Consider the following 20,339-nt stretch of genomic DNA (forward strand, 5'->3'; position numbering starts at 1 on the left):
TGGATTTGCCCCTATATTTCCAGACACCTGTTATCACTTAACCCATTACTGGCCTGCTGCCGCAGATATTCCCGTGGCGAGCGATAACCCAGTGCACTATGCGGATGCCATTCGTTATAATGCTCGAACGCCTCTGCAAGGTTCTTTGCTGCCGTTAACCCGTCTGGTTTAGGCATGATACTGATGTAGTCACGCTTTATCGTTTTCACGAAGCTCTCTGCTATGCCGTTACTCTCCGGACTCCGCACCGCCGTGTTCTTCGGTTCAAGCCCCAACATCCGGGCAAACTGCCGTGTTTCATTAGCCCGGTAGCATGAACCATTATCCGTCAGCCACTCTACTGGAGACGCCGGAAGCTCGTTGCCGAAGCGGCGTTCCACCGCTCCCAGCATTACGTCCTGTACTGTTTCACTGTCGAAGCCGCCCGTAGTGACTGCCCAGTGCAGTGCCTCACGGTCACAGCAGTCCAGCGCGAACGTGACTCGCAGTTTTTCTCCGTTATCACAGCGGAACTCGAACCCGTCAGAGCACCATCGTTGATTGCTTTCTTTCACGGCCACTTTGCCAGTATGTGCCCGTTTCGATGGCGGTACAGCGGTTTTTCGCTCAAGCAACAGCGCATTCTGGCGCATGATCCGGTAAACACGTTTGGCATTGATCGCAGGCATACCATCAAGTTCGGCCTGTCTGCGAAGCAGCGCCCATACCCGACGATAACCATACGTGGGCAGCTCTCCGATAACATGGTGTATACGGAGAAGCACATCCGTATCATCTGAGTGACGGCTGCGGCGACCATCTTTCCAGCCATCGGTTCGTCTGAGAATTACGTGCAACTGCGCACGCGACACCCGGAGACAACGGCTGACTAAGCTTACTCCCCATCCCCGGGCAATAAGGGCGCGTGCGCTATCCACTTTTTTGCACGCCCGTATTCAACGGCTTCTTTAAGGAGTTCATTTTCCATCGTTTTTTTGCCGAGCAGGCGCTGGAGTTCTTTAATCTGCTTCATGGCAGCAGCAAGTTCAGAGGCAGGAACGACCTGCTCTCCTGCGGCCACAGCAGTAAGACTTCCCTCCTGGTATTGCTTGCGCCAGAGAAATAACTGGCTGGCTGCCACACCGTGTTGCCGGGCAACAAGGGAGACCGTCATTCCCGGTTCAAAACTCTGCTGAACAATAGCGATCTTTTCCTGTGTAGTACGCCGTCTGCGTTTCTCCGGTCCTAAGACATCAATCATCTGCTCTCCAATGACTAGTCTAAAAACTAGTATTAAGACTATCACTTATTTAAGTGATATTGGTTGTCTGGAGATTCAGGGGGCCAGTCTAATAAGTTCCCGATTGAACCAATCGTAATAGACAGACCCGCAAACGTCCCCAACAGGCCAACAAGCGTCGACACATTGCTACAGCTCATAATAAATGACAATCGTTGATTACGGGCGGTAGACACATTGTCATCTAATTCCATCAGTAAATTGAAATCACACTGTTTGGGCTCCCCGGCAAACAAAACCTGATTGAGGTTAGAAAGAATGCTATTTTTTCTACTGGCGTCCTGAGCTATTAATATGTCTTTTGCTGAAATATTTTTAAGAATAGTGAATAATGCACACAAAGAACCTGTAATATAAATGGCAATAATGACTCCATTGTAAATTGCAGAAACCATGAAGTTATCAAAAACATACTCTCTTATACCGGGAAAAGATAAAGCGAAAAAAGGGAGTATGGCAAGGAAAAAACAGACAAACAAATAGCGGTAATGATTTATATATTTCACTCTGACACCTTTTTATTAATAGTCGTGATAATAGCTTTACTCGTTGTACTTGATGCTGCGGAGTTAACACTCATGTCAATAACTACATCAGGATATATTTTTTTAATCTCTTTCATCAAAATAATTCCCCGTTCATATCCCAGTCGTAGAGAGTCAGAGAAAGAGATGTCTGCCTGAGGAATAACCATTTCTATCAATAAATTACTATTGATTTTGTCTTCTAACCAAGCCTTTATTTTATGAGTGTCCTCTTCTGAAAAGCTTCTCAGCCTGCCATGATACGTAATAACAAGCTCATTTTTTGTAGACGTTATATCAGTTTTCTGACCATCGGCGATATCGTATACTCCAACCTCCTTACCTGACATTGTAGTCATTCCGTCCGACATATCTTGGGTATTCACTTCCTTATTAATTATTTCATTAGCATTTGAATTGTCATTGGCTCCGCTATTTTGAGCAGTAGATTTAGTCTTACTCTCTATATTTGCTTTATAAACTTTAATTGAGTTGTCATACATAATAATCATATTATTAAGTGCAAACACCAACATAAGAAATATAAAAATGCACAATACCGTAGAGAATGTATCAACAAAACTAGGCCACGGATTACTTTCGTCTTCCATGTTGTCTCCTGATATTACATTGTGAATAAAATGTTTTTGTGGATTAGAAAGGATAATGGATGCTCAACTTATTCAGAAAGTGAACGCTACCGCCCTTGGCTTACTGCTACCAATACGCTTTATAGAGTTCAGTTTTCTTACATCTCGTAATCAGAAAAATAAAAACAACGACGCCATTTTTATGCGCCCACAACAAAGATGAGTGCTTTAATTAAAAACACTCTTCATTTTTTAATTAGGTAGACATCAATTATTGCACTAACTATATCTTCCCCAATAATAGGTATCGCATAAGCTCTCAACTCATAAATAAAAAATAGTCATCAGCAAATTAAAACCACCCGCCGATAAATAGATTTGTTAGCTAATCATTGAAACTCTAAATCATTTTAAGGACATATTTCTTTTTAATACGCGTTATAACCATACGTATTTAATAAATTTGCCTCCAGAGGATAAAATTAATTTTCACAATTAAAACATAGGGTCATAGGGACTTCAATATAACTTAAATCATTAAAAATATAATAAGTGGGGAGTAAAAAATCAGAATTGCGTAAAAACACACACAAATAAAACCATTTTTTATATAAAGCCAGCTATAAGTAACAACTTTATCTTCAGCAATTAAAAATAAAGCAAGATGCACATATCATATTTGAGCTCATCACAAGCTAAAGCAAACATTTAATTAACTATTGATAATACCGACCATTCTCTAACGTTATTTTATAATATCTTTTTGTTGTCAAAAAATGGCTATAAATTATATATTTTGCAGATGAGTTTTCTCTTTCATATTTAAGACAATCCGGGTTATTGCAGTACATTTATGAACTTCGGCTGGATAATGATGTGCCGAGGCGAGTCGGCCAGAGGCGATAAGCGACATTTTTCCGTAAGATATGCGCTTCTCTTTTTTGAAAGGGATACAAAGACAATAATACCAGGTAAGAAAATGCCTGGTTTACACCAGGCATTTCAGCAGACGAGAGCTATAGCGAAAATGCAAATAACGCTTTGACTTTTTTACCAAAAATCAGAACGGAATGTCGTCGTCAAAATCCATTGGCGGTTCGTTAGACGGCGCTGGCGCGGATTGCTGTGGACGCGACTGCGCGCCGCCGCTGAACTGGTTGCCGCCCTGCGGCTGCTGAGGTTGTTGCGGCTGACCCCAACCCCCCTGCTGCTGACCGCCTGCCGGCGCGCCGCCGCCCTGGCGACCACCCAGCATCTGCATCACGCCGCCGATCTGCGGAACGTTAATTTCAGTCGTATAGCGTTCCTGGCCACTCTGATCGGTCCACTTGCGGGTACGCAATTGACCTTCGATATACACCTGAGAACCTTTACGCAGATATTCGCCGGCCACTTCCGCCAGTTTGCCGAACATCACCACCCGGTGCCATTCAGTCTGCTCTTTCATTTCGCCGGTCTGCTTATCGCGCCAGGATTCAGAAGTAGCCAGCGTTAAGTTGGCGACAGCGCCGCCACTCGGCATATAGCGTACTTCCGGGTCCTGGCCCAGATTACCAACGAGAATCACCTTGTTTACGCCTCTGCTGGCCATAATTGAGTCTCCTGAATACGTTTCATAAATAGTGTAAACGCGTGAGTGTACCATTTCCACGTAGCATTTTAATAGCTGCGATGCAGGTTCCAGGTCACTCGCGCGAACCTCATATTGTTGCATACTTTAGCTGAAGATGCATTCCAATACTGTATATTCAAACAGGTTAAATTGTGTCATAATTAGCCGTTTCTGCCGTTTGTCCTTCAAACAAACCAGGCATCCGAGTCTCTACCGGGAAAGGTGAATGGATAAGATCGAAGTTCGGGGCGCCCGCACCCATAATCTCAAAAATATTAACCTCGTCATCCCCCGCGACAAACTGATTGTCGTGACCGGGCTTTCGGGTTCAGGCAAATCCTCACTGGCTTTCGACACTCTGTATGCCGAAGGGCAGCGTCGTTACGTTGAATCGCTCTCCGCTTACGCGCGGCAGTTTTTGTCGCTCATGGAAAAACCGGATGTCGACCATATTGAGGGGCTATCGCCCGCGATCTCAATTGAACAGAAATCGACATCGCACAACCCGCGCTCTACGGTGGGTACCATTACCGAGATCCACGACTACCTGCGCCTGCTGTTTGCCCGCGTGGGCGAGCCGCGTTGTCCGGATCATGACGTGCCGCTGGCGGCGCAAACCGTTAGCCAGATGGTCGATAACGTACTGTCACAGCCGGAAGGCAAACGTCTGATGCTGCTGGCGCCGATTATTAAAGAGCGTAAAGGCGAACACACCAAAACGCTGGAAAATCTGGCAAGCCAGGGTTACATTCGCGCCCGTATTGACGGCGAAGTCTGCGATCTCTCCGATCCGCCGAAGCTGGAGCTGCAAAAGAAACATACCATTGAGGTGGTGATCGATCGCTTCAAAGTTCGCAACGATCTTTCCCAACGCCTGGCGGAGTCGTTCGAAACGGCGCTGGAATTATCCGGCGGCACGGCGGTTGTTGCCGATATGGACGATGAGAAAGCGGAGGAGCTTCTGTTCTCCGCCAATTTTGCCTGCCCGATTTGCGGCTACAGTATGCGCGAGCTGGAACCGCGTCTGTTCTCATTCAACAACCCGGCAGGCGCCTGCCCGACCTGTGACGGGCTCGGCGTTCAGCAATATTTCGATCCGGACCGCGTGATCCAGAATCCCGACCTGTCGCTGGCAGGCGGCGCGATTCGTGGTTGGGATCGTCGCAATTTTTACTACTTTCAAATGCTCAAGTCGCTGGCGGAACACTATAAGTTCGACGTAGATGCGCCGTGGGCAAGCCTCAGCGCCAACGTACATAAAGTTGTGCTGTACGGTTCCGGCAAAGAGAACATTGAATTTAAATATATGAACGATCGCGGCGATACTTCCGTGCGCCGCCATCCGTTCGAAGGCGTGCTGCATAATATGGAGCGCCGTTATAAAGAGACGGAATCCAGCGCGGTGCGCGAAGAGCTGGCGAAGTTCATCAGTAATCGCCCCTGCGCCAGCTGTGAAGGAACGCGACTGAATCGCGAAGCGCGCCATGTATTTGTGGAAAATACGCCGCTGCCTGCTATTTCCGATATGAGCATTGGCCATGCGATGGATTTTTTCACTAATCTCAAGCTTTCCGGGCAACGAGCGAAAATCGCCGAAAAAGTGCTAAAAGAGATCGGCGATCGCCTCAAGTTTCTGGTGAACGTCGGCCTGAACTATCTCACGCTCTCCCGCTCGGCAGAGACGCTTTCCGGCGGCGAAGCCCAGCGTATTCGTCTGGCGAGCCAGATAGGCGCCGGGTTAGTCGGCGTGATGTATGTGCTGGATGAGCCGTCCATCGGTCTGCACCAGCGCGATAACGAACGGCTGCTGGGTACGCTGATTCATCTGCGCAATCTTGGCAATACCGTGATTGTGGTGGAACACGATGAAGACGCCATCCGCGCCGCCGACCATGTGATTGATATTGGCCCCGGCGCGGGCGTTCACGGCGGCGAGGTGGTGGCGGAAGGCCCGCTGGAAGCCATTATGGCGGTACCGGAATCACTGACCGGCCAGTACATGAGCGGTAAACGCAAAATTGAAGTGCCGAAACAACGCGTGCCGGCAAATCCAGAAAAAGTGCTCAAACTCACCGGCGCGCGCGGCAACAACCTGAAAGATGTGACCCTTACGCTACCGGTAGGGCTGTTTACCTGTATCACCGGCGTCTCGGGTTCCGGTAAATCGACGCTGATTAACGACACGCTGTTCCCCATCGCCCAGCGTCAGTTAAACGGGGCGACTATCGCCGAACCGGCGCCGTATCGGGATATTCAGGGGCTGGAACATTTCGATAAAGTGATCGATATCGACCAGAGCCCGATCGGGCGCACCCCGCGTTCCAACCCGGCGACCTATACGGGCGTCTTTACCCCGGTTCGCGAGCTTTTTGCTGGCGTGCCGGAGTCTCGCTCGCGCGGCTACACGCCAGGGCGATTCAGCTTCAACGTGCGCGGCGGTCGCTGCGAAGCGTGCCAGGGCGATGGCGTCATTAAAGTCGAAATGCACTTTCTGCCGGATATTTACGTGCCGTGCGACCAGTGCAAAGGCAAGCGCTATAACCGGGAAACGCTGGAGATTAAGTACAAAGGCAAGACCATCCACGAAGTGCTGGATATGACCATTGAAGAAGCGCGTGAGTTCTTTGATGCGGTTCCGGCGCTGGCGCGTAAGCTGCAGACGCTGATGGACGTGGGACTGACCTATATCCGTCTTGGTCAGTCGGCGACGACGCTTTCCGGCGGCGAGGCTCAGCGCGTGAAGCTGGCGCGCGAACTGTCGAAGCGCGGTACCGGGCAGACGCTGTATATTCTCGACGAGCCGACCACCGGCCTGCACTTTGCCGATATTCAGCAGTTGCTTGACGTTCTGCATCAGTTGCGCGATCAGGGCAACACCATCGTGGTGATCGAACACAACCTGGACGTCATTAAAACGGCGGACTGGATTGTCGACCTCGGCCCGGAAGGCGGCAGCGGCGGCGGCGAAATTCTCGTCTCCGGTACGCCGGAAACCGTGGCGGAGTGCGAGGCGTCGCATACCGCCCGCTTCCTTAAACCTATGCTCAAATAACCTTCACGCCGCTTTCCGATTCGCCGGGAAGCGGCATCATTTTTCCTCATCCCACCTCATTGTATCCGTGTTGAGCATTTGTGATTTGCGTGCCGCCTCGCTCTGACATGTGATAGCGCAAACGGTCTGTTATGGAAAACACCATGAAGTTGCCCTACGCAATCACACTACTGCTGTGCCTGTTTTTATCCGCCTGTACGCTGCCTGACCGCTTTAGCGCCGTGGCTTTTCAACAACTGACGCTATTACAAGCGCGCTCAACCCGCTTCCTGCAGGACGCGGCGCGAATACCGTGGCAAAAAGAGACACTGCTCAAGGATGACCGCGATATCCGCCAGACATTTTTTCAGGCTGAGCGGGTCGCCCGTCAAGGTGGGGATAAACACCGACTCGATAATCTGGCGCTGCTGAAAAATCACTATTTGCGTCTTTATGCGCGGGTTATACAACGTAAGCAACCACTTACTTACATCCAGGCTGAGAGATACCAACAGCAAAATAATCAGGTCTGGAAATTAGCCATACAGGGTGAGTGTCTGCATTGGGGCGCCCGCTGTACTCAGGGAGAAGAAAATGGCGTCTATTAACGAAATACATTACCTGATGACCACCGCCCGGGCCGAACATCCTGTAGCCTCCTCGGCGATTGCCGAGTTTATCCTGGCGTATAAGCAGGCAAGAGAAGACAGCGACGACGGTATACGCGAGTCCGCCGCGTTTATCGCCCGCGCGCTTCAGGAACATGCTCGCGGCTGGCTGGACGACGACGATATGATTATTCTGCTGGAAGGACAGCGGGACCTCGCCAGGCTACGCGCCAATAATGCGCAAATCGCCCTCGGCAGCCGTATCCGGTCTACGGTCATCCGCCTCATTGATATCGCCCTGGCGTTGTTGGTCGGCGCGCTATAATCAGGACTGCGGCAACTGCTTGCGTTTATCTTCCGGCAGCGCATTTACCGCCTGTTGATAAGAGGCATCGACCAGATAATAGAGTTGTGAATCCGGTAGCGAGCCGTCCAGATAGACCGTGCTCCAGTGCGCTTTATTAAGGTGCCGACTCGGTCGTACATCGCTGTGCTGCTGGCGTAACAACTCTGCCAGTTCCGGGCTGGTTTTGAGAGAGGCTGCCGGGCGTCCTTCAACTTCTTTTACCATCGCGAAAAGTACATCTTCCACTTTAATTTGCGTCGCTTTCCAGTCGCTGTGGACGCTCTGCTCTGCGCCAGGTTTTGCCATGCAGTATTGCAGTAATTCCGAAATGGTCATTATCATTCCCCTTGTAGTGTCGCGATGATTTTACGTGGACCGCCGTGAATACGGTGCTCTCCCAACCAGATACCTTGCCATGTTCCTAACTGTAAACGCCCCTGGCGTACAGGCAGCAGCAACGAGACGCCCAATACTGACGACTTAATATGCGAAGGCATGTCATCCGCGCCTTCGTAATCATGTTCATACGCCGCATTATCGGGAACGGTTTTCAGGAAATGGCGCTCCATATCAGCGCGCACGGTGGGATCGCAGTTTTCGTTTAGCGTCAGCGAGGCCGAGGTATGTAGCAACAACAGATGCAGCAAACCCGTTTCGACAGGCGGTAAGCCAGACAATTTATCGATAATTTCATCTGTTATCAGATGAAACCCGCGCGGCTTCTCGCTCAGTGTTATGGTGCGCTGATACCACATAGGCTGCTCCTTCCTAAAAACAAACGTCTCCTGAATAGTGTGCAGCAAGTCTGGAAAAGGTAAAAGCCAGCGGGGCAAGTTTGTGCAAAAATCATGCAAAAAAGGAGAGCCTGTCGCTCTCCTGATTTTTAGTACTCCGAGTTGACAATGACTTCCTCGCCAAACGCTCCTGCCTGCGGCAGCGGTTTGTAGGTGGAGTTAGCCGCGCGCAGGATGCGAATACCGCGGATACCACAATCACGGGCCGCGGTAATATCGTTATCCGAATCGCCGTAGAAGATACGCATGTTCTTCTCCTGTAGCCACTGGACTTTCGTATTTTGTTCCGGTTTATCGCCGGCGAAAATCACCGGATTCATATTCGCCGCCGGAATATGGAAGTTATCCGCCAGAGTTTTCGACACGGTTTCCGTTTTCGTCTGACTACGACCAGTGACAAAGTAAATACTGTCGCCACGGCGAACATGCATATCAATGAGCTGTCGGGCCACTTCTTTTGGAATACTGAACTCATCCCAGCCGTTGTTCATTTTTTCCCAAAAGGCCGGATTTTTCAGATAATCGTCGCTGTCCGGGGAGTAGGTTTTCTTTCCGCGCCAGAATCCGGGGCTGGAAAATAACACGGTGTCGTCAATATCAAAGCCGACCGCCATCGGCGGGCGTCCGGTGAGGCTGTTTTCAATCTGGGCGACAGAGACCCAATGGACAGGCGCTTGTTCCGCGAGTTTTGCAACATTAGTGCCCGGATTGAGCGTCGAAGGGGAAGATACTAACGCATTCGCGGAATGGTTTAGCGTAAACAACAAACAGACGGCACTCAGCGCCAGGGTTATTTTTTTCATGGTTTTCCCTTAAAATTCAAAATATTATAATTATTAAGATGAGTCTTTGCTCAAAAAACTATCTGACCATAACGCCAGTAACGGTCAAAAGGAAGGATTATCTGCGGTTTTGTTACGAAAAAAGAGGATGATCACAACAGCTATTGTCAGGCCGGAGGGCACTGTTATCGCCGTCCGGCCTGAATATTACATGACAGCGGCAAATGCCTTCGCCACGCGGTGTACATTTGAAGCATTAAGCCCGGCGACACACATGCGGCCACTGGCAATCAGGTAAACGCCAAACTCATCGCGCAACCGATCGACCTGCTCCTCGCTTAACCCGGTATAGCTGAACATACCGCGCTGCTGTAACAAGTAATCAAAGTTGCGGTCAGGCATCTCCGCCTTCAGCTCCTTCACCAGCGTCTGGCGCATCGATATAATGCGGTTACGCATCGCGTCGACTTCCGCCAGCCAGCCCGCTTTTAACGCCTCATCGCCCAGGACCGTAGCGACCACCTGAGCGCCGAAACACGGCGGACTGGAGTAAATTCGGCGCACCGTCGCTTTTAGCTGTCCCAGAACCCGCGCGGCGATTTCGGCATCTTCACACACCACGGACAGGCCGCCGACGCGCTCGCCATACAGCGAGAAAATCTTCGAAAAAGAATTACTGACTAACGCAGGTAACCCGGCGCTGGCAATGGCGCGAATAGCGTAAGCATCCTCGTCCATGCCTGCACCAAACCCCTGATAGGCAGTATCAAGGAACGGAATCAGATCGCGCGCTTTCACTATTTCAATCACCGCATCCCATTGCGAAGGCGTTAAATCCGCCCCGGTCGGGTTGTGACAACAGGGGTGCAGCAACACGATACTGCGCGCAGGTAACGTATTCAGCGTGGCCAGCAGATCGTTAAAACGGATGCCGTTAGTCGCGTCGTCATACCAGGGGTAAGTACTCACTTCGAATCCTGCCCCGGCAAATATCGCAATATGGTTTTCCCAGGTGGGGTCGCTCACCCATACGCCTGCGTCGGGGAAATAACGCTTCAGGAAATCCGCGCCTACTTTCAGCGCGCCGGAGCCGCCTAATGTCTGGATAGTGGCCACGCGCTGTTGCTGAAGAACCGGGTGATCGGCGCCAAAGAGCAAAGGCGCGATAGTATGGCGATAAGTATTGAGTCCCTCCATCGGCAGGTACAGCGAAGCGCCATGCGGCTGCGCGTTAAGCCGGGCTTCGGCTTCGGCCACCGTTTTAAGCTGTGGGATAATCCCGTCTTCGTTGTAATACAGGCCAATGCTCAGATTTACTTTGTCGTGACGGGAGTCGTCTTTAAAACGCTCCATCAGTGAAAGAATCGGATCGCCGGCATAGGCGTCAACTTTTTGAAACACGCGATGGTTCTCCAGGTTTACAGAGGGCAGGAAATAACACAATAAACCGGAAGGACGAGAAGATCGAGAGGATGTTGTGGTGGATGCGCATATTACCGGATAGCGGCATGAACGTCTTATCCGGCCTACAGCCAATGCGCGATACAAGCCGGATAAGCGCAAGCGCCACCCGGCCCGCCGCGTATTTAATCAATATACTTCATCGCCACCCTTGAGGTCAGGCGCGTGATAAGTTCGTAAGCACTTACTTTTGTCATTTCAGCGATACGTTCAACCGGCAGACCTTCACCCCATAAAACCACCGGATCGCCCGCGTTATCCTGCGCGTTTGGCCCCAAATCCACGCAAATCATATCCATCGCCACCCGCCCGACAATCGGAACTTCACGGCCATTGACCAGTACTGGCGTACCGGAAGGCGCCGCTCGTGGGTAGCCATCGCCATACCCCATCGCCACCACGCCCAGGCGCGTGTCGCGCTCACTCACCCATGTCCCGCCGTAGCCCACCGGTTCGCCCGCTTTGTGGTCACGCACCGCGATCAAACTGGAGGTTAAGGACATCACCGGCTGAAAACCAAAATCCGGCCCCCAGGGTTTGTGCTCCAGCGGCGATACGCCATACAAAATGATGCCCGGACGCGCCCAGTCAAAGTGAGACTGCGGCCACAGCAGGATACCGCCAGACGCGGCAATAGAGCGCTGACCGGGTTTACCCTGACAGAAGGCATTAAAAATGTCGAGCTGATGTTCGGTAGCGCCGCATTCCGGCTCATCCGCACGGGCAAAATGGCTGACGATATTCACCGGCTGGCGTACATTTTTACAGTGCGTCAGACGCTGGTAGAACGCCTCCGCCTCTTCGGGGCGCACGCCGAGACGATGCATACCGGTATCCAGTTTCATCCAGACCGTTACCGGCTCCGCCAGCTCCACCGCCTCCAGGGCGGCAAGCTGCTCCTGATTATGTACGGCGGTATGCAGACATTGCGCGGAAATGGTAGGCAAATCGGCGGCGTCGAAAAAACCCTCCAGCAGCAGGATAGGCTGCGTGATCCCGCCCGCTCGCAGACGTAGAGCCTCTTCAAGACGCGCCACGCCAAAAGCGTCAGCATCAGGGAGCGTTCGCGCGGTCTCCAGAAGACCGTGTCCATAAGCGTTCGCTTTCACCACCGCAACCAGCTTACTGGCAGGCGCCAGTTCACGCAGACGTTGCAGGTTGTGTCGCAGAGCGCGGCGGTTAATGACGACTGTTGCCGCTTGCATTTGAATTCCTTGTTAAAAGAATGACGGAGAGTTACTCATCATCGTATTGCGGTCCCGCATAGTTATCGAAGCGCGACCACTGACCATTGAACGTCAGACGAACCGTACCGATAGGACCGTTACGTTGCTTACCAATAATAATTTCAGCAATGCCTTTTAAGTCGCTGTTCTCGTGATAAACCTCATCACGGTAGATAAACATAATTAAGTCGGCATCCTGTTCAATAGAGCCGGATTCACGCAGGTCGGAGTTCACCGGACGTTTATCCGCGCGTTGTTCCAGGGAGCGGTTAAGCTGCGATAGCGCCACGACCGGCACCTGGAGTTCCTTCGCCAGCGCTTTCAACGAGCGAGAAATTTCGGCGATTTCCAGAGTACGGTTATCAGAAAGCGACGGCACACGCATCAATTGCAGGTAGTCGATCATAATCAGACTTAACCCGCCATGTTCGCGGAAAATACGCCGCGCGCGCGAACGGACTTCTGTCGGCGTAAGACCTGAGGAGTCGTCAATATACATATTGCGTTTCTCCAGCAGAATGCCCATCGTGCCGGAGATTCGCGCCCAGTCTTCATCATCAAGTTGACCGGTACGAATACGTGTCTGATCGACGCGGGACAGCGAGGCCAGCATACGCATCATGATCTGTTCGCCGGGCATCTCCAGGCTGAAGATCAGTACCGGTTTATCCTGCAACATCGCCGCATTTTCGCAGAGGTTCATCGCAAAAGTGGTTTTACCCATGGAGGGGCGCGCCGCGACGATAATCAAATCCGAACGCTGTAACCCTGCCGTCTTTTTATTGAGGTCCTGATAGCCGGTATCCACGCCTGTAACGCCATCGTGCGGTTGCTGGAACAACTGCTCAATACGCGCCACGGTAGCGTCGAGAATCTGGTCGATGCTTTTCGGACCTTCGTCTTTGTTGGCCCGGTTTTCCGCGATCTGGAAGACGCGCGACTCCGCCAGATCCAGCAGTTCGTCGCTATTGCGCCCCTGTGGATCGTAACCGGCGTCCGCAATTTCATGCGCCACCGCGATCATATCGCGGACCACGGCGCGTTCGCGCACAATGTCCGCATAAGCACTGATGTTCGCCGCGCTTGGCGTGTTTTTAGACAGCTCCGCCAGATAGGCGAAGCCGCCGACGCTGTCCAGTTGGCCCTGCCGCTCCAGCGATTCCGCGAGCGTAATCAGGTCGATAGGACTGCCGCTTTCCTGCAAGCGCCCCATCTCCGTAAAGATATGGCGATGCGGACGGGTATAGAAATCTTCCGCCACCACGCGCTCGGCCACATCGTCCCAGCGCTCGTTATCCAGCATTAAACCGCCCAACACCGACTGTTCCGCTTCAATCGAGTGCGGCGGCACTTTTATCCCGGCAACCTGCGGATCGCGGTCGCGGGCATCAGTCTGTGGTTTGTTGAAGGGTTTATTTCCTGCCATAGTGAATGGAGTTACCGAGATAGTGATTGGGTCGAAAGATTACCACATTTCTTTTGGAGGAAGCATGGCAACGCGTATTGAATTTCACAAGCATGGTGGTCCGGAAGTGCTTCAGACCGTGGAGTTTACGCCAGCGGAACCGGCGGAACACGAAATCCAGGTTGAGAACAAAGCCATTGGTATCAACTTCATCGACACCTATATCCGTAGCGGACTCTATCCGCCCCCGTCGTTGCCTGCGGGCCTGGGAACCGAAGCTGCGGGTGTGGTCAGTAAAGTCGGCAACGGCGTGGAGCACATTCGCGTGGGCGATCGCGTCGTCTACGCGCAGTCAACGCTCGGCGCTTACAGTTCCGTCCATAACGTCCCCGCAGATAAAGCCGCGATTTTACCTGACGCCATTTCCTTCGAACAGGCGGCAGCCTCTTTTCTCAAGGGGTTGACCGTTTTTTACCTGTTGCGCAAAACCTATGAAGTGAAACCCGACGAACCCTTCCTGTTTCATGCCGCTGCGGGCGGCGTCGGTCTGATCGCCTGCCAGTGGGCGAAAGCGCTGGGCGCGAAGCTTATCGGTACCGTCGGTAGCGCGCAAAAAGCGCAGCGGGCGCTGGACGCTGGCGCCTGGCAGGTAATTAATTACCGTGAGGAGAGCATTGTCGAACGGGTAAAAGAGATCACCGGCGGCAAAAAAGTCCGCGTGGTCTATGACTCCGTGGGGAAAGATACCTGGGAAGCCTCACTGGACTGCCTGCAACGTCGGGGACTGATGGTCAGTTTCGGCAATGCGTCCGGCCCCGTCACTGGCGTGAATTTAGGTATTCTGAATCAGAAAGGTTCCCTGTATGCCACGCGACCTTCACTACAGGGGTATATTACGACACGTGAAGAACTGACCGAAGCCAGCAATGAATTGTTCTCATTGATCGCCAGCGGCGTGATTAAAGTTGATGTGGCTGAAAATCAACGCTATGCGTTAAAAGATGCCCGTCGCGCGCATGAGGTGCTGGAAAGCCGGGCCACACAGGGCTCAAGCCTGCTGATTCCGTAATAGCTCTGCAAAGAAATTGGGCTTCCACCCGGGAAGCCCTTTCTTTTTTTGTTCGGCTGTATGTAGGGTACAGCGCGATGAATTCGTTACCTGCGCAATCATGACAGATTTAATAATCGATTCCTATTTGCCTGTGAGGGCAAAGTTCCAGGTTGTGACGAACCGCTCAATACCTTAGTAAAACCGACGGTTATTGCGCTGATACTGTGGGATTTTTGGCGTTTTTACTGCTTTGATCACCCACACCACAGCCACCGCCAGCAGTAGCCACGGTAACAGCTTGATCATCAGGGCGAACATTCCACCCAGGAACATGACGGCAGTCGCTACAACCAGCGCGGTCAGAATGCCCAGCAAGGAGACGCCCGTCACCATTAACATCAGAAAAAAGCCAAGCACAAAAAGTAGTTCCAGCATAGTCGTTCCCCATAAAGATGACATTGCCCGGCGGCACGGCGCTTACCGGGTCTGGTCAGGTAAGCTATTACAAAAATCATGCCAATATTTATGTTTTTGATATATAAAGAAAACGCCCTGCAAGACTGCACAGAGCGTGGTGAGATTGACTAATTTTTGGCGAACTTTTAACGCTTGTCTGCTACCAGTTTTAGCGCCTGCTCCAGTACAGCAACATCCGCGCCAGCTTTATGGGCGTTTTCGCTCAGATAGCGACGCCACTGCCGCGCGCCGGGGATGCCCTGGAACAACCCCAGCATATGGCGAGTGATATGCCCCAGATACGCTCCCAGGCTCAATTCACGCTCAATATAGGGATACATCGCGCGAACCACCGCAACCGGGTCGGTATCGGTGGTATCGGCGCCAAATATCTCCCGATCCACCGCGGCCAGTATACCCGGATTCTGATAAGCTTCGCGGCCAACCATGACGCCATCCATATGGCGCAGGTGCTCCTTCGCCTCTTCCAGAGATTTGATGCCGCCGTTAATGGACATGGTCAGGTGCGGAAAATCCCGCTTTAGCTGATAGACGCGCGGGTAATCCAGCGGCGGGATCTCACGATTTTCTTTCGGGCTTAAGCCAGAAAGCCAGGCTTTGCGCGCATGGATAATAAACATCTCGCATTCGCCCTGACCGGAAACCGTATCGATGAAATCACACAGAAACGCATAGCTGTCCTGATCGTCAATACCAATGCGGGTTTTTACCGTCACCGGAATCGAGACGACATCACGCATGGCTTTAACACAATCGGCGACCAGTTGCGCATTGCCCATCAAACAGGCGCCAAACATACCATTTTGTACGCGATCGGAGGGGCACCCCACGTTGAGGTTAATTTCATCGTAGCCACGCGCTTCCGCCAGCTTTGCACAATGCGCAAGCTGAGCCGGATCGCTTCCACCAAGCTGTAGAGCGACCGGATGCTCTTCTTCGCTATAAGCCAGATAGTCACCCTTACCGTGAATAATCGCGCCCGTGGTCACCATTTCGGTGTAGAGCAGCGTCTGGCGAGACAGCAAACGCAGGAAATAGCGGCAATGTCTGTCCGTCCAGTCGAGCATAGGCGCGATGGAGAAGCGATAAGCAGGAAAAGCGGAGGACTGGGTTTCAGGCTGCATGGCGAATAAATAAGCATCCGGTTAAAAAAGGGGCGTTACTATAGCATAACGCTAAACCGGAGGCGTAGCGCCTCCGGTGAAAGCACCTCAGAATGTCATTGTAAGCTGCGCGCCTGCCCCCCAGGTTTCATCTTCGCCGTACAGTCCCATTAAATCGAGATGCACACGGTTAAAGGGCGCAAAGCCAAGACCGCCGGTAACCACATTGCTATCGTTATTTTTCACATCCGCACGATACCCTGCGCGCACCGCCAGCCATGACAACGGTCGAACTTCAGCGCCGACACCCACGTACTGTGAATTGTCTTCGCTCTTAAAGCCTTTCGTTTCCGTCAGATCGCCATCGGCGCTTACGGTCAGCAAATCGTTATGCCATGCGATGCCCGCGGTAACCAGGGGGCGGATTTGGTATGTATCTTTGTAGTTGGTGGTTTCTCCCGTCATACCATTAGTGATGTAAATATCTTTCGTATCGATATCGCGAGATACCAGATTTTGCCCGCTCAGCCCCAGCGTCCAGTTTTCACCGATATCGGCAGCAAGCCCCGCATCAATGTTAAAACCCGTATCATCATTGCGATAACGGCTGCTATTCCAGTCGCTACTGTCGTAGTTATAAATTGAGGTGGTGTAGTTATAGAGCCAGGTTTTTTGCAGTTTTGGCGTAACGCCAATGGAAACAGGCACCTCGCCCACCACAAACTGCTTCGCCAGCGCAATACCGTAGTCAGATACAATCGCTACCCGCCCCGACGCGGTAGAGTTTAAATGCTTTGTAATTTCGTCAGACCCCAATAAAGCAGCGCGTCCTGCTTCACGAAGCGCAACACGTTCATCATGCTGGATATCGCGCAGATACTGAATATCGTTCTGATCAATGGACGAACTCACGCGCCCATGCGCATAACCTTTGGCGATAAACGCCACGGAAAGCGTTTGTCCTGGAATACTTACCGCCAACCCGGCGCCGGCATTGGCGCGAGCGGTTTTTCCGTTGAGATATTCCAGCTCATCGGCCAGGTCGCGCGCGGCGCCCTGAAATTGATTCAGCACGCCTCGCGGATTGAGCAGAATTTGCCCCAGCGTAAGGTTATCGACGACCTCATCGTAGTAATCCACTTTATCGCTGATATCGTCAATTTCATCCTGGAGATTGTCTTTATCCGTAATCTGGACGCCGACCGCAGGAAGGACAACAGTGATATTGTCTTCCGGTTTGGCTTTTGCCAGTAACGCCGGATTTAATAGTACTCCGCTGCCATAATTCGCGGACGCAACGCCCGTCCCGCCCATTGCGTCATTACGCGCTTCCGTCCAGGTATTGGCGGCGCTCGCCTGCTTTGCCATAAAAAGCGAGACCGCGATAGCAATCAGTGAAAGTTTGACGTTTTTGTTCACAGTTAGCCCATCTTATTATCAGGTGAAGTAATCCCTCCGCCACGCTTTACCGGACAGAGGCGAACTATTGCTGTGAAATAGTGATGTTAAATCCTGTTGTTATAATATCGACCCTCATTAGGTATAGATGAGAATACTGGCGCGGAAAAGCTTAGCAGGCGATATATTGTCGCGGGGTAATTTCAGAGTTTTAAGCAGCTCGTGGTAAAGTAACGGATTAGACTTTCATGCCATTCGAGGTGCTACATGGAAAAGACCACAACGCAAGAGTTACTGGCGCAAGCTGAAAAACTCTGCGCGCAGCGCAACGTGCGCCTGACGCCTCAGCGCCTCGAAGTGCTGCGCCTGATGAGTCTGCAACAGGGTGCCATCAGCGCATACGATTTGCTCGATTTGCTGCGCGAAACGGAACCACAGGCCAAACCGCCCACCATCTACCGCGCGCTGGATTTTTTGCTCGAACAGGGTTTTGTCCATAAAGTGGAATCCACCAATAGTTATGTGGTTTGCCACCTGTTCGACCAGCCGACGCACAGCTCGGCCATGTTTATCTGCGATCGTTGCGGCGTGGTGAAGGAAGAGTGTGCCGAGGGCGTGGAAGACATCATGCATACGCTGGCGGCTAAAATGGGATTTGCGCTACGACATAACGTTATTGAGGCGCACGGTCTGTGCCCTGCGTGCGTAGAAGTGGAAGCGTGTCGCCATCCGGGCGACTGTGGTCACGATCACTCGGTGCTGGTGAAGAAAAAACCGCGTTAGCCTGAACGGAAAAACGGGCGGCAGTAGAGAGGGGCACGCCCGCATTCATAAGCAAACAGTGGGAAGCACATCCATGTACTCCTGGTAGGGGAAAACATATTACCAGCGATAGTTGTTACGGGTTTCCCAGTCAACAACCTCTTTTTCCGCCTGATCTTTCTGGTAACCGTAACGCTCCTGGATTTTACCTACCAGTTGGTCGCGTTTACCTTCGATAACGGTCATATCGTCATCGGTCAGTTTGCCCCATTGTTCTTTCATTTTACCTTTAAACTGTTTCCAGTTACCGCCGGCTTCGTCTTTATTCATCATCTTGTCCTCATCATTCGGTTAGGAATAGCAGGTGTTATTCGCCCAAATGCACTGCAATTTCTGCTGGACGTGATAATAATTGTAGGCAGGAATTCGGCCTTCGGTTTTATATTCAGAATTTTTAACCGTCACGATCTGGCAAACCATGTACCCTCGCGCCAGTGACGACGCCAGATAAGGCTCAACGACAGACCGCGAAGCGCCAGGAACACGGTTAATGCCAGCCATAAACCATGATTTCCTAATACCGGCAGGGCGAAGAGCGTCAGCGCGAATCCTCCTGCGGCGACTGCCATGCTATTGCGCATTTCGGCGGCGCGCGTCGCGCCAATAAACATACCATCGAGCAGATAGCACCATACGCCCACCAGCGGTAATACCACCTGCCAGATAAGATACCGATCCGCCAGTAGCTGTATTTGCGGCAATGAGGTCAGTAACGCGACAATATGTTCACCTGCCAGGGCATAGACTGTGGAAAACAACAAGGCCACAATTCCTGACTGACGACACGCCGCTCGCCAGACGTCCAGTAGCTTGCTACCGTCACGCGCGCCGTAAGCCTGACCGGAGTGCGCCTCCACCGCATAAGCAAAACCGTCCAGCGCATAGGCCGTAAAGGTGAGTAAGGTCATCAGGACTGCATTTACCGCGATAATATCGCTGCCCAGCCGCGCGCCTGACACCGTGATTGCGCCAAAACAAAGCTGAAGGAGCAATGAGCGCAGCATGATATCGCGATTGAGCGCCAAAAGGCGGCGCACGTTGCCGCGCCAGGCCTGTTTTAGCATATCCAGCGACACACCGCGGAGATGGAGAACTTTACGTACCATCATGAGGCCGATCAGTAACGTGGCATATTCTGCGATGACCGTCGCCAGGGCGGCGCCCTGCACGTTCATATGAAGCCCCATCACCAGCCACAGGTCGAGCGCGATGTTGAGGATATTGCCCACGACCAACAAGATAACCGGCGCCCGCGCATACTGAACGCCTAACAGCCAACCGAGCAGCACCAGATTCGCCAGTGACGCGGGAGCGCTTAGCCAACGAATTTCAAGGAAGCGTCTCGCCTGCACCAGGACAGCGTCGTTCCCGCCGACAATATGTAAAGCCAGCTCGATAAGCGGCGTGCGAAATAGCACAATCATCACGCCAGCGCCCAGCGCCAGCAATAACGGTTGAATGAGCGCCCGGGCTAACGCCTGCGGATTTTTGGCGCCAAATGCCTGCGCCGTTAGGCCGGTGGTGCTCATACGTAGAAATAGCAGCAGCATGAAAAGAAAGCTGGTGGCAGTCGCGCCCACCGCCACGCCGCCCAGGAAAACCGGGCTGTCCAGATGACCAATCACCGCCGTATCGACCAGCCCCAGTAAGGGGACGGTGATGTTAGAAAAAATCATCGGCAGCGCGAGACGCCAGAGAGCTTTATCAGAGGAGGTAAAAAGCGGCATGGAGAAAAGCCTGACAAGGAGTTAAACGAAACGAGCGCATTGCCGGATGGCGACGTAACGCCTTATCCGGCCTACAAGTTAATCATCTCAGGAACTGCATTCC

General features: G+C 52.1%; 20 protein-coding genes and 1 pseudogene. 5 read left to right on the forward strand and 16 right to left on the reverse strand.

Going from position 1 to position 20,339, the window contains the following annotated elements:
- Positions 1-11 precede the first annotated feature (11 nt).
- The 4 genes and pseudogenes from ABVN36_RS22000 to ssb1 all read right to left on the reverse strand — a co-directional run bounded on the left by ABVN36_RS22000 (position 12) and on the right by ssb1 (position 3,984).
- Positions 12-1,240, reverse strand: a protein-coding gene (locus ABVN36_RS22000; RefSeq protein ID WP_164528041.1) for an IS3 family transposase whose coding sequence is annotated in 2 segments (ribosomal slippage) — positions 12-925 and positions 925-1,240 — 1,230 coding nt in all. Because the reading frame shifts where the segments join, the coding sequence is not laid out codon by codon here.
- A gap of 74 nt (positions 1,241-1,314) precedes the next feature.
- Positions 1,315-1,785 (reverse strand): annotated as a pseudogene (locus ABVN36_RS22005) (hypothetical protein); the annotation flags it as partial.
- Entirely contained in the window at positions 1,782-2,414 is a 633-nt protein-coding gene (siiA, locus tag ABVN36_RS22010) for an SPI-4 type I secretion system auxiliary protein SiiA (protein WP_000389245.1), read from the reverse strand. The pseudogene ABVN36_RS22005 and the gene siiA, both read right to left, overlap by 4 nt.
- Before the next feature lie 1,039 nt (positions 2,415-3,453).
- Positions 3,454-3,984, reverse strand: coding sequence for a single-stranded DNA-binding protein SSB1 (gene ssb1, locus ABVN36_RS22015; RefSeq protein ID WP_000168322.1), 531 nt, complete (start codon positions 3,982-3,984; stop codon positions 3,454-3,456).
- A 247-nt stretch (positions 3,985-4,231) separates the two neighbouring features.
- On the opposite strand from ssb1, the gene uvrA reads away from it, so the two are divergent.
- The 3 genes from uvrA (at position 4,232) to ABVN36_RS22030 (ending at position 7,969) form a co-directional block, all read left to right on the forward strand.
- Positions 4,232-7,057 carry an excinuclease ABC subunit UvrA gene (gene uvrA, locus ABVN36_RS22020; RefSeq protein WP_000357725.1) on the forward strand — a complete coding sequence of 942 codons (2,826 nt, stop codon included), beginning with the start codon at positions 4,232-4,234 and terminating at the stop codon, positions 7,055-7,057.
- A gap of 131 nt (positions 7,058-7,188) precedes the next feature.
- Entirely contained in the window at positions 7,189-7,644 is a 456-nt protein-coding gene (locus ABVN36_RS22025) for a hypothetical protein (protein ID WP_001609612.1), read from the forward strand.
- Positions 7,631-7,969 carry a hypothetical protein gene (locus tag ABVN36_RS22030; protein WP_023138079.1) on the forward strand — a complete coding sequence of 113 codons (339 nt, stop codon included), beginning with the start codon at positions 7,631-7,633 and terminating at the stop codon, positions 7,967-7,969. Before ABVN36_RS22025 ends, ABVN36_RS22030 begins: the two co-directional genes overlap by 14 nt.
- On the opposite strand, the gene ABVN36_RS22035 is transcribed toward ABVN36_RS22030, so the two are convergent.
- The 6 genes from ABVN36_RS22035 to dnaB form a co-directional block, all read right to left on the reverse strand.
- A complete protein-coding gene (locus ABVN36_RS22035) occupies positions 7,970-8,326 on the reverse strand; it encodes an MmcQ/YjbR family DNA-binding protein (RefSeq protein ID WP_000155665.1) in 357 nt (118 codons plus the stop codon).
- 2 nt (positions 8,327-8,328) lie between these two features.
- Entirely contained in the window at positions 8,329-8,745 is a 417-nt protein-coding gene (locus ABVN36_RS22040) for a secondary thiamine-phosphate synthase enzyme YjbQ (protein ID WP_000270392.1), read from the reverse strand.
- Between the two features lie 128 nt (positions 8,746-8,873).
- Positions 8,874-9,587 (reverse strand): acid phosphatase AphA, encoded by a 714-nt coding sequence (gene aphA, locus ABVN36_RS22045; RefSeq protein WP_000724435.1) that lies wholly within the window; start codon positions 9,585-9,587, stop codon positions 8,874-8,876.
- Between the two features lie 186 nt (positions 9,588-9,773).
- Positions 9,774-10,967: an aromatic amino acid transaminase gene (gene tyrB / locus ABVN36_RS22050; RefSeq protein WP_023138080.1), complete on the reverse strand. Its 1,194-nt coding sequence runs from the start codon at positions 10,965-10,967 to the stop codon at positions 9,774-9,776.
- A 185-nt stretch (positions 10,968-11,152) separates the two neighbouring features.
- Positions 11,153-12,232 carry an alanine racemase gene (gene alr / locus ABVN36_RS22055; protein ID WP_001147297.1) on the reverse strand — a complete coding sequence of 360 codons (1,080 nt, stop codon included), beginning with the start codon at positions 12,230-12,232 and terminating at the stop codon, positions 11,153-11,155.
- Positions 12,233-12,263: 31 nt separating this feature from the next.
- Positions 12,264-13,679, reverse strand: coding sequence for a replicative DNA helicase (gene dnaB / locus ABVN36_RS22060; RefSeq protein WP_000918353.1), 1,416 nt, complete (start codon positions 13,677-13,679; stop codon positions 12,264-12,266).
- Positions 13,680-13,743: 64 nt separating this feature from the next.
- Here dnaB and ABVN36_RS22065 point away from each other — a divergent pair, with 64 nt between their 5' ends.
- Positions 13,744-14,727: a quinone oxidoreductase gene (locus ABVN36_RS22065; RefSeq protein ID WP_000235550.1), complete on the forward strand. Its 984-nt coding sequence runs from the start codon at positions 13,744-13,746 to the stop codon at positions 14,725-14,727.
- Positions 14,728-14,901: 174 nt separating this feature from the next.
- Here ABVN36_RS22065 and pspG read toward each other — a convergent pair whose 3' ends face one another.
- From pspG to ABVN36_RS22080, 3 genes are all read right to left on the reverse strand, one after another.
- On the reverse strand, positions 14,902-15,144 hold the full coding sequence (pspG, locus tag ABVN36_RS22070) for an envelope stress response protein PspG (RefSeq protein WP_000891417.1): 243 nt from the start codon (positions 15,142-15,144) through the stop codon (positions 14,902-14,904).
- Positions 15,145-15,311: 167 nt separating this feature from the next.
- Entirely contained in the window at positions 15,312-16,310 is a 999-nt protein-coding gene (dusA, locus tag ABVN36_RS22075) for a tRNA dihydrouridine(20/20a) synthase DusA (RefSeq protein WP_023138081.1), read from the reverse strand.
- A gap of 87 nt (positions 16,311-16,397) precedes the next feature.
- The gene (locus ABVN36_RS22080) at positions 16,398-17,708 is read right to left on the reverse strand and encodes a conjugal transfer protein TraF (protein WP_001039335.1); all 1,311 of its coding nucleotides are present in this window, start codon (positions 17,706-17,708) and stop codon (positions 16,398-16,400) included.
- Between the two features lie 246 nt (positions 17,709-17,954).
- Between ABVN36_RS22080 and zur the strand changes: the two genes are divergently transcribed.
- Positions 17,955-18,470, forward strand: coding sequence for a zinc uptake transcriptional repressor Zur (zur, locus tag ABVN36_RS22085; protein ID WP_000416271.1), 516 nt, complete (start codon positions 17,955-17,957; stop codon positions 18,468-18,470).
- A 99-nt stretch (positions 18,471-18,569) separates the two neighbouring features.
- Here the strand turns inward: zur and ABVN36_RS22090 are convergent, their stop codons facing one another.
- From ABVN36_RS22090 to dinF, 3 genes are read right to left on the reverse strand one after another with little or no spacing between them, the layout of a single operon-like run.
- Positions 18,570-18,779 (reverse strand): CsbD family protein, encoded by a 210-nt coding sequence (locus ABVN36_RS22090; RefSeq protein WP_001030592.1) that lies wholly within the window; start codon positions 18,777-18,779, stop codon positions 18,570-18,572.
- 21 nt (positions 18,780-18,800) lie between these two features.
- Positions 18,801-18,914: a hypothetical protein gene (locus tag ABVN36_RS22095; protein WP_001575282.1), complete on the reverse strand. Its 114-nt coding sequence runs from the start codon at positions 18,912-18,914 to the stop codon at positions 18,801-18,803.
- The gene (gene dinF / locus ABVN36_RS22100; protein ID WP_001128113.1) at positions 18,911-20,236 is read right to left on the reverse strand and encodes an MATE family efflux transporter DinF; all 1,326 of its coding nucleotides are present in this window, start codon (positions 20,234-20,236) and stop codon (positions 18,911-18,913) included. Before dinF ends, ABVN36_RS22095 begins: the two co-directional genes overlap by 4 nt.
- Positions 20,237-20,339 lie beyond the last annotated feature (103 nt).

The sequence above is a fragment of the Salmonella sp. SJTUF15581 genome (genome assembly GCF_043356775.1).
Lineage (GTDB): Bacteria > Pseudomonadota > Gammaproteobacteria > Enterobacterales > Enterobacteriaceae > Salmonella > Salmonella enterica.

Bases quoted from the DNA above. Each gene is read 5' to 3' on its own strand.
- pspG (WP_000891417.1), bottom strand. From the start codon at position 15,144: ATGCTGGAACTACTTTTTGTGCTTGGCTTTTTTCTGATGTTAATGGTG.
- siiA (WP_000389245.1), bottom strand. From the start codon at position 2,414: ATGGAAGACGAAAGTAATCCGTGGCCTAGTTTTGTTGATACATTCTCT.
- aphA (WP_000724435.1), bottom strand. From the start codon at position 9,587: ATGAAAAAAATAACCCTGGCGCTGAGTGCCGTCTGTTTGTTGTTTACG.
- uvrA (WP_000357725.1), top strand. From the start codon at position 4,232: ATGGATAAGATCGAAGTTCGGGGCGCCCGCACCCATAATCTCAAAAAT.
- dnaB (WP_000918353.1), bottom strand. From the start codon at position 13,679: ATGGCAGGAAATAAACCCTTCAACAAACCACAGACTGATGCCCGCGAC.
- ABVN36_RS22065 (WP_000235550.1), top strand. From the start codon at position 13,744: ATGGCAACGCGTATTGAATTTCACAAGCATGGTGGTCCGGAAGTGCTT.
- dinF (WP_001128113.1), bottom strand. From the start codon at position 20,236: ATGCCGCTTTTTACCTCCTCTGATAAAGCTCTCTGGCGTCTCGCGCTG.
- ABVN36_RS22040 (WP_000270392.1), bottom strand. From the start codon at position 8,745: ATGTGGTATCAGCGCACCATAACACTGAGCGAGAAGCCGCGCGGGTTT.
- ssb1 (WP_000168322.1), bottom strand. From the start codon at position 3,984: ATGGCCAGCAGAGGCGTAAACAAGGTGATTCTCGTTGGTAATCTGGGC.
- dusA (WP_023138081.1), bottom strand. From the start codon at position 16,310: ATGCAGCCTGAAACCCAGTCCTCCGCTTTTCCTGCTTATCGCTTCTCC.
- zur (WP_000416271.1), top strand. From the start codon at position 17,955: ATGGAAAAGACCACAACGCAAGAGTTACTGGCGCAAGCTGAAAAACTC.
- ABVN36_RS22090 (WP_001030592.1), bottom strand. From the start codon at position 18,779: ATGAATAAAGACGAAGCCGGCGGTAACTGGAAACAGTTTAAAGGTAAA.
- ABVN36_RS22025 (WP_001609612.1), top strand. From the start codon at position 7,189: ATGGAAAACACCATGAAGTTGCCCTACGCAATCACACTACTGCTGTGC.
- alr (WP_001147297.1), bottom strand. From the start codon at position 12,232: ATGCAAGCGGCAACAGTCGTCATTAACCGCCGCGCTCTGCGACACAAC.
- ABVN36_RS22030 (WP_023138079.1), top strand. From the start codon at position 7,631: ATGGCGTCTATTAACGAAATACATTACCTGATGACCACCGCCCGGGCC.
- ABVN36_RS22035 (WP_000155665.1), bottom strand. From the start codon at position 8,326: ATGACCATTTCGGAATTACTGCAATACTGCATGGCAAAACCTGGCGCA.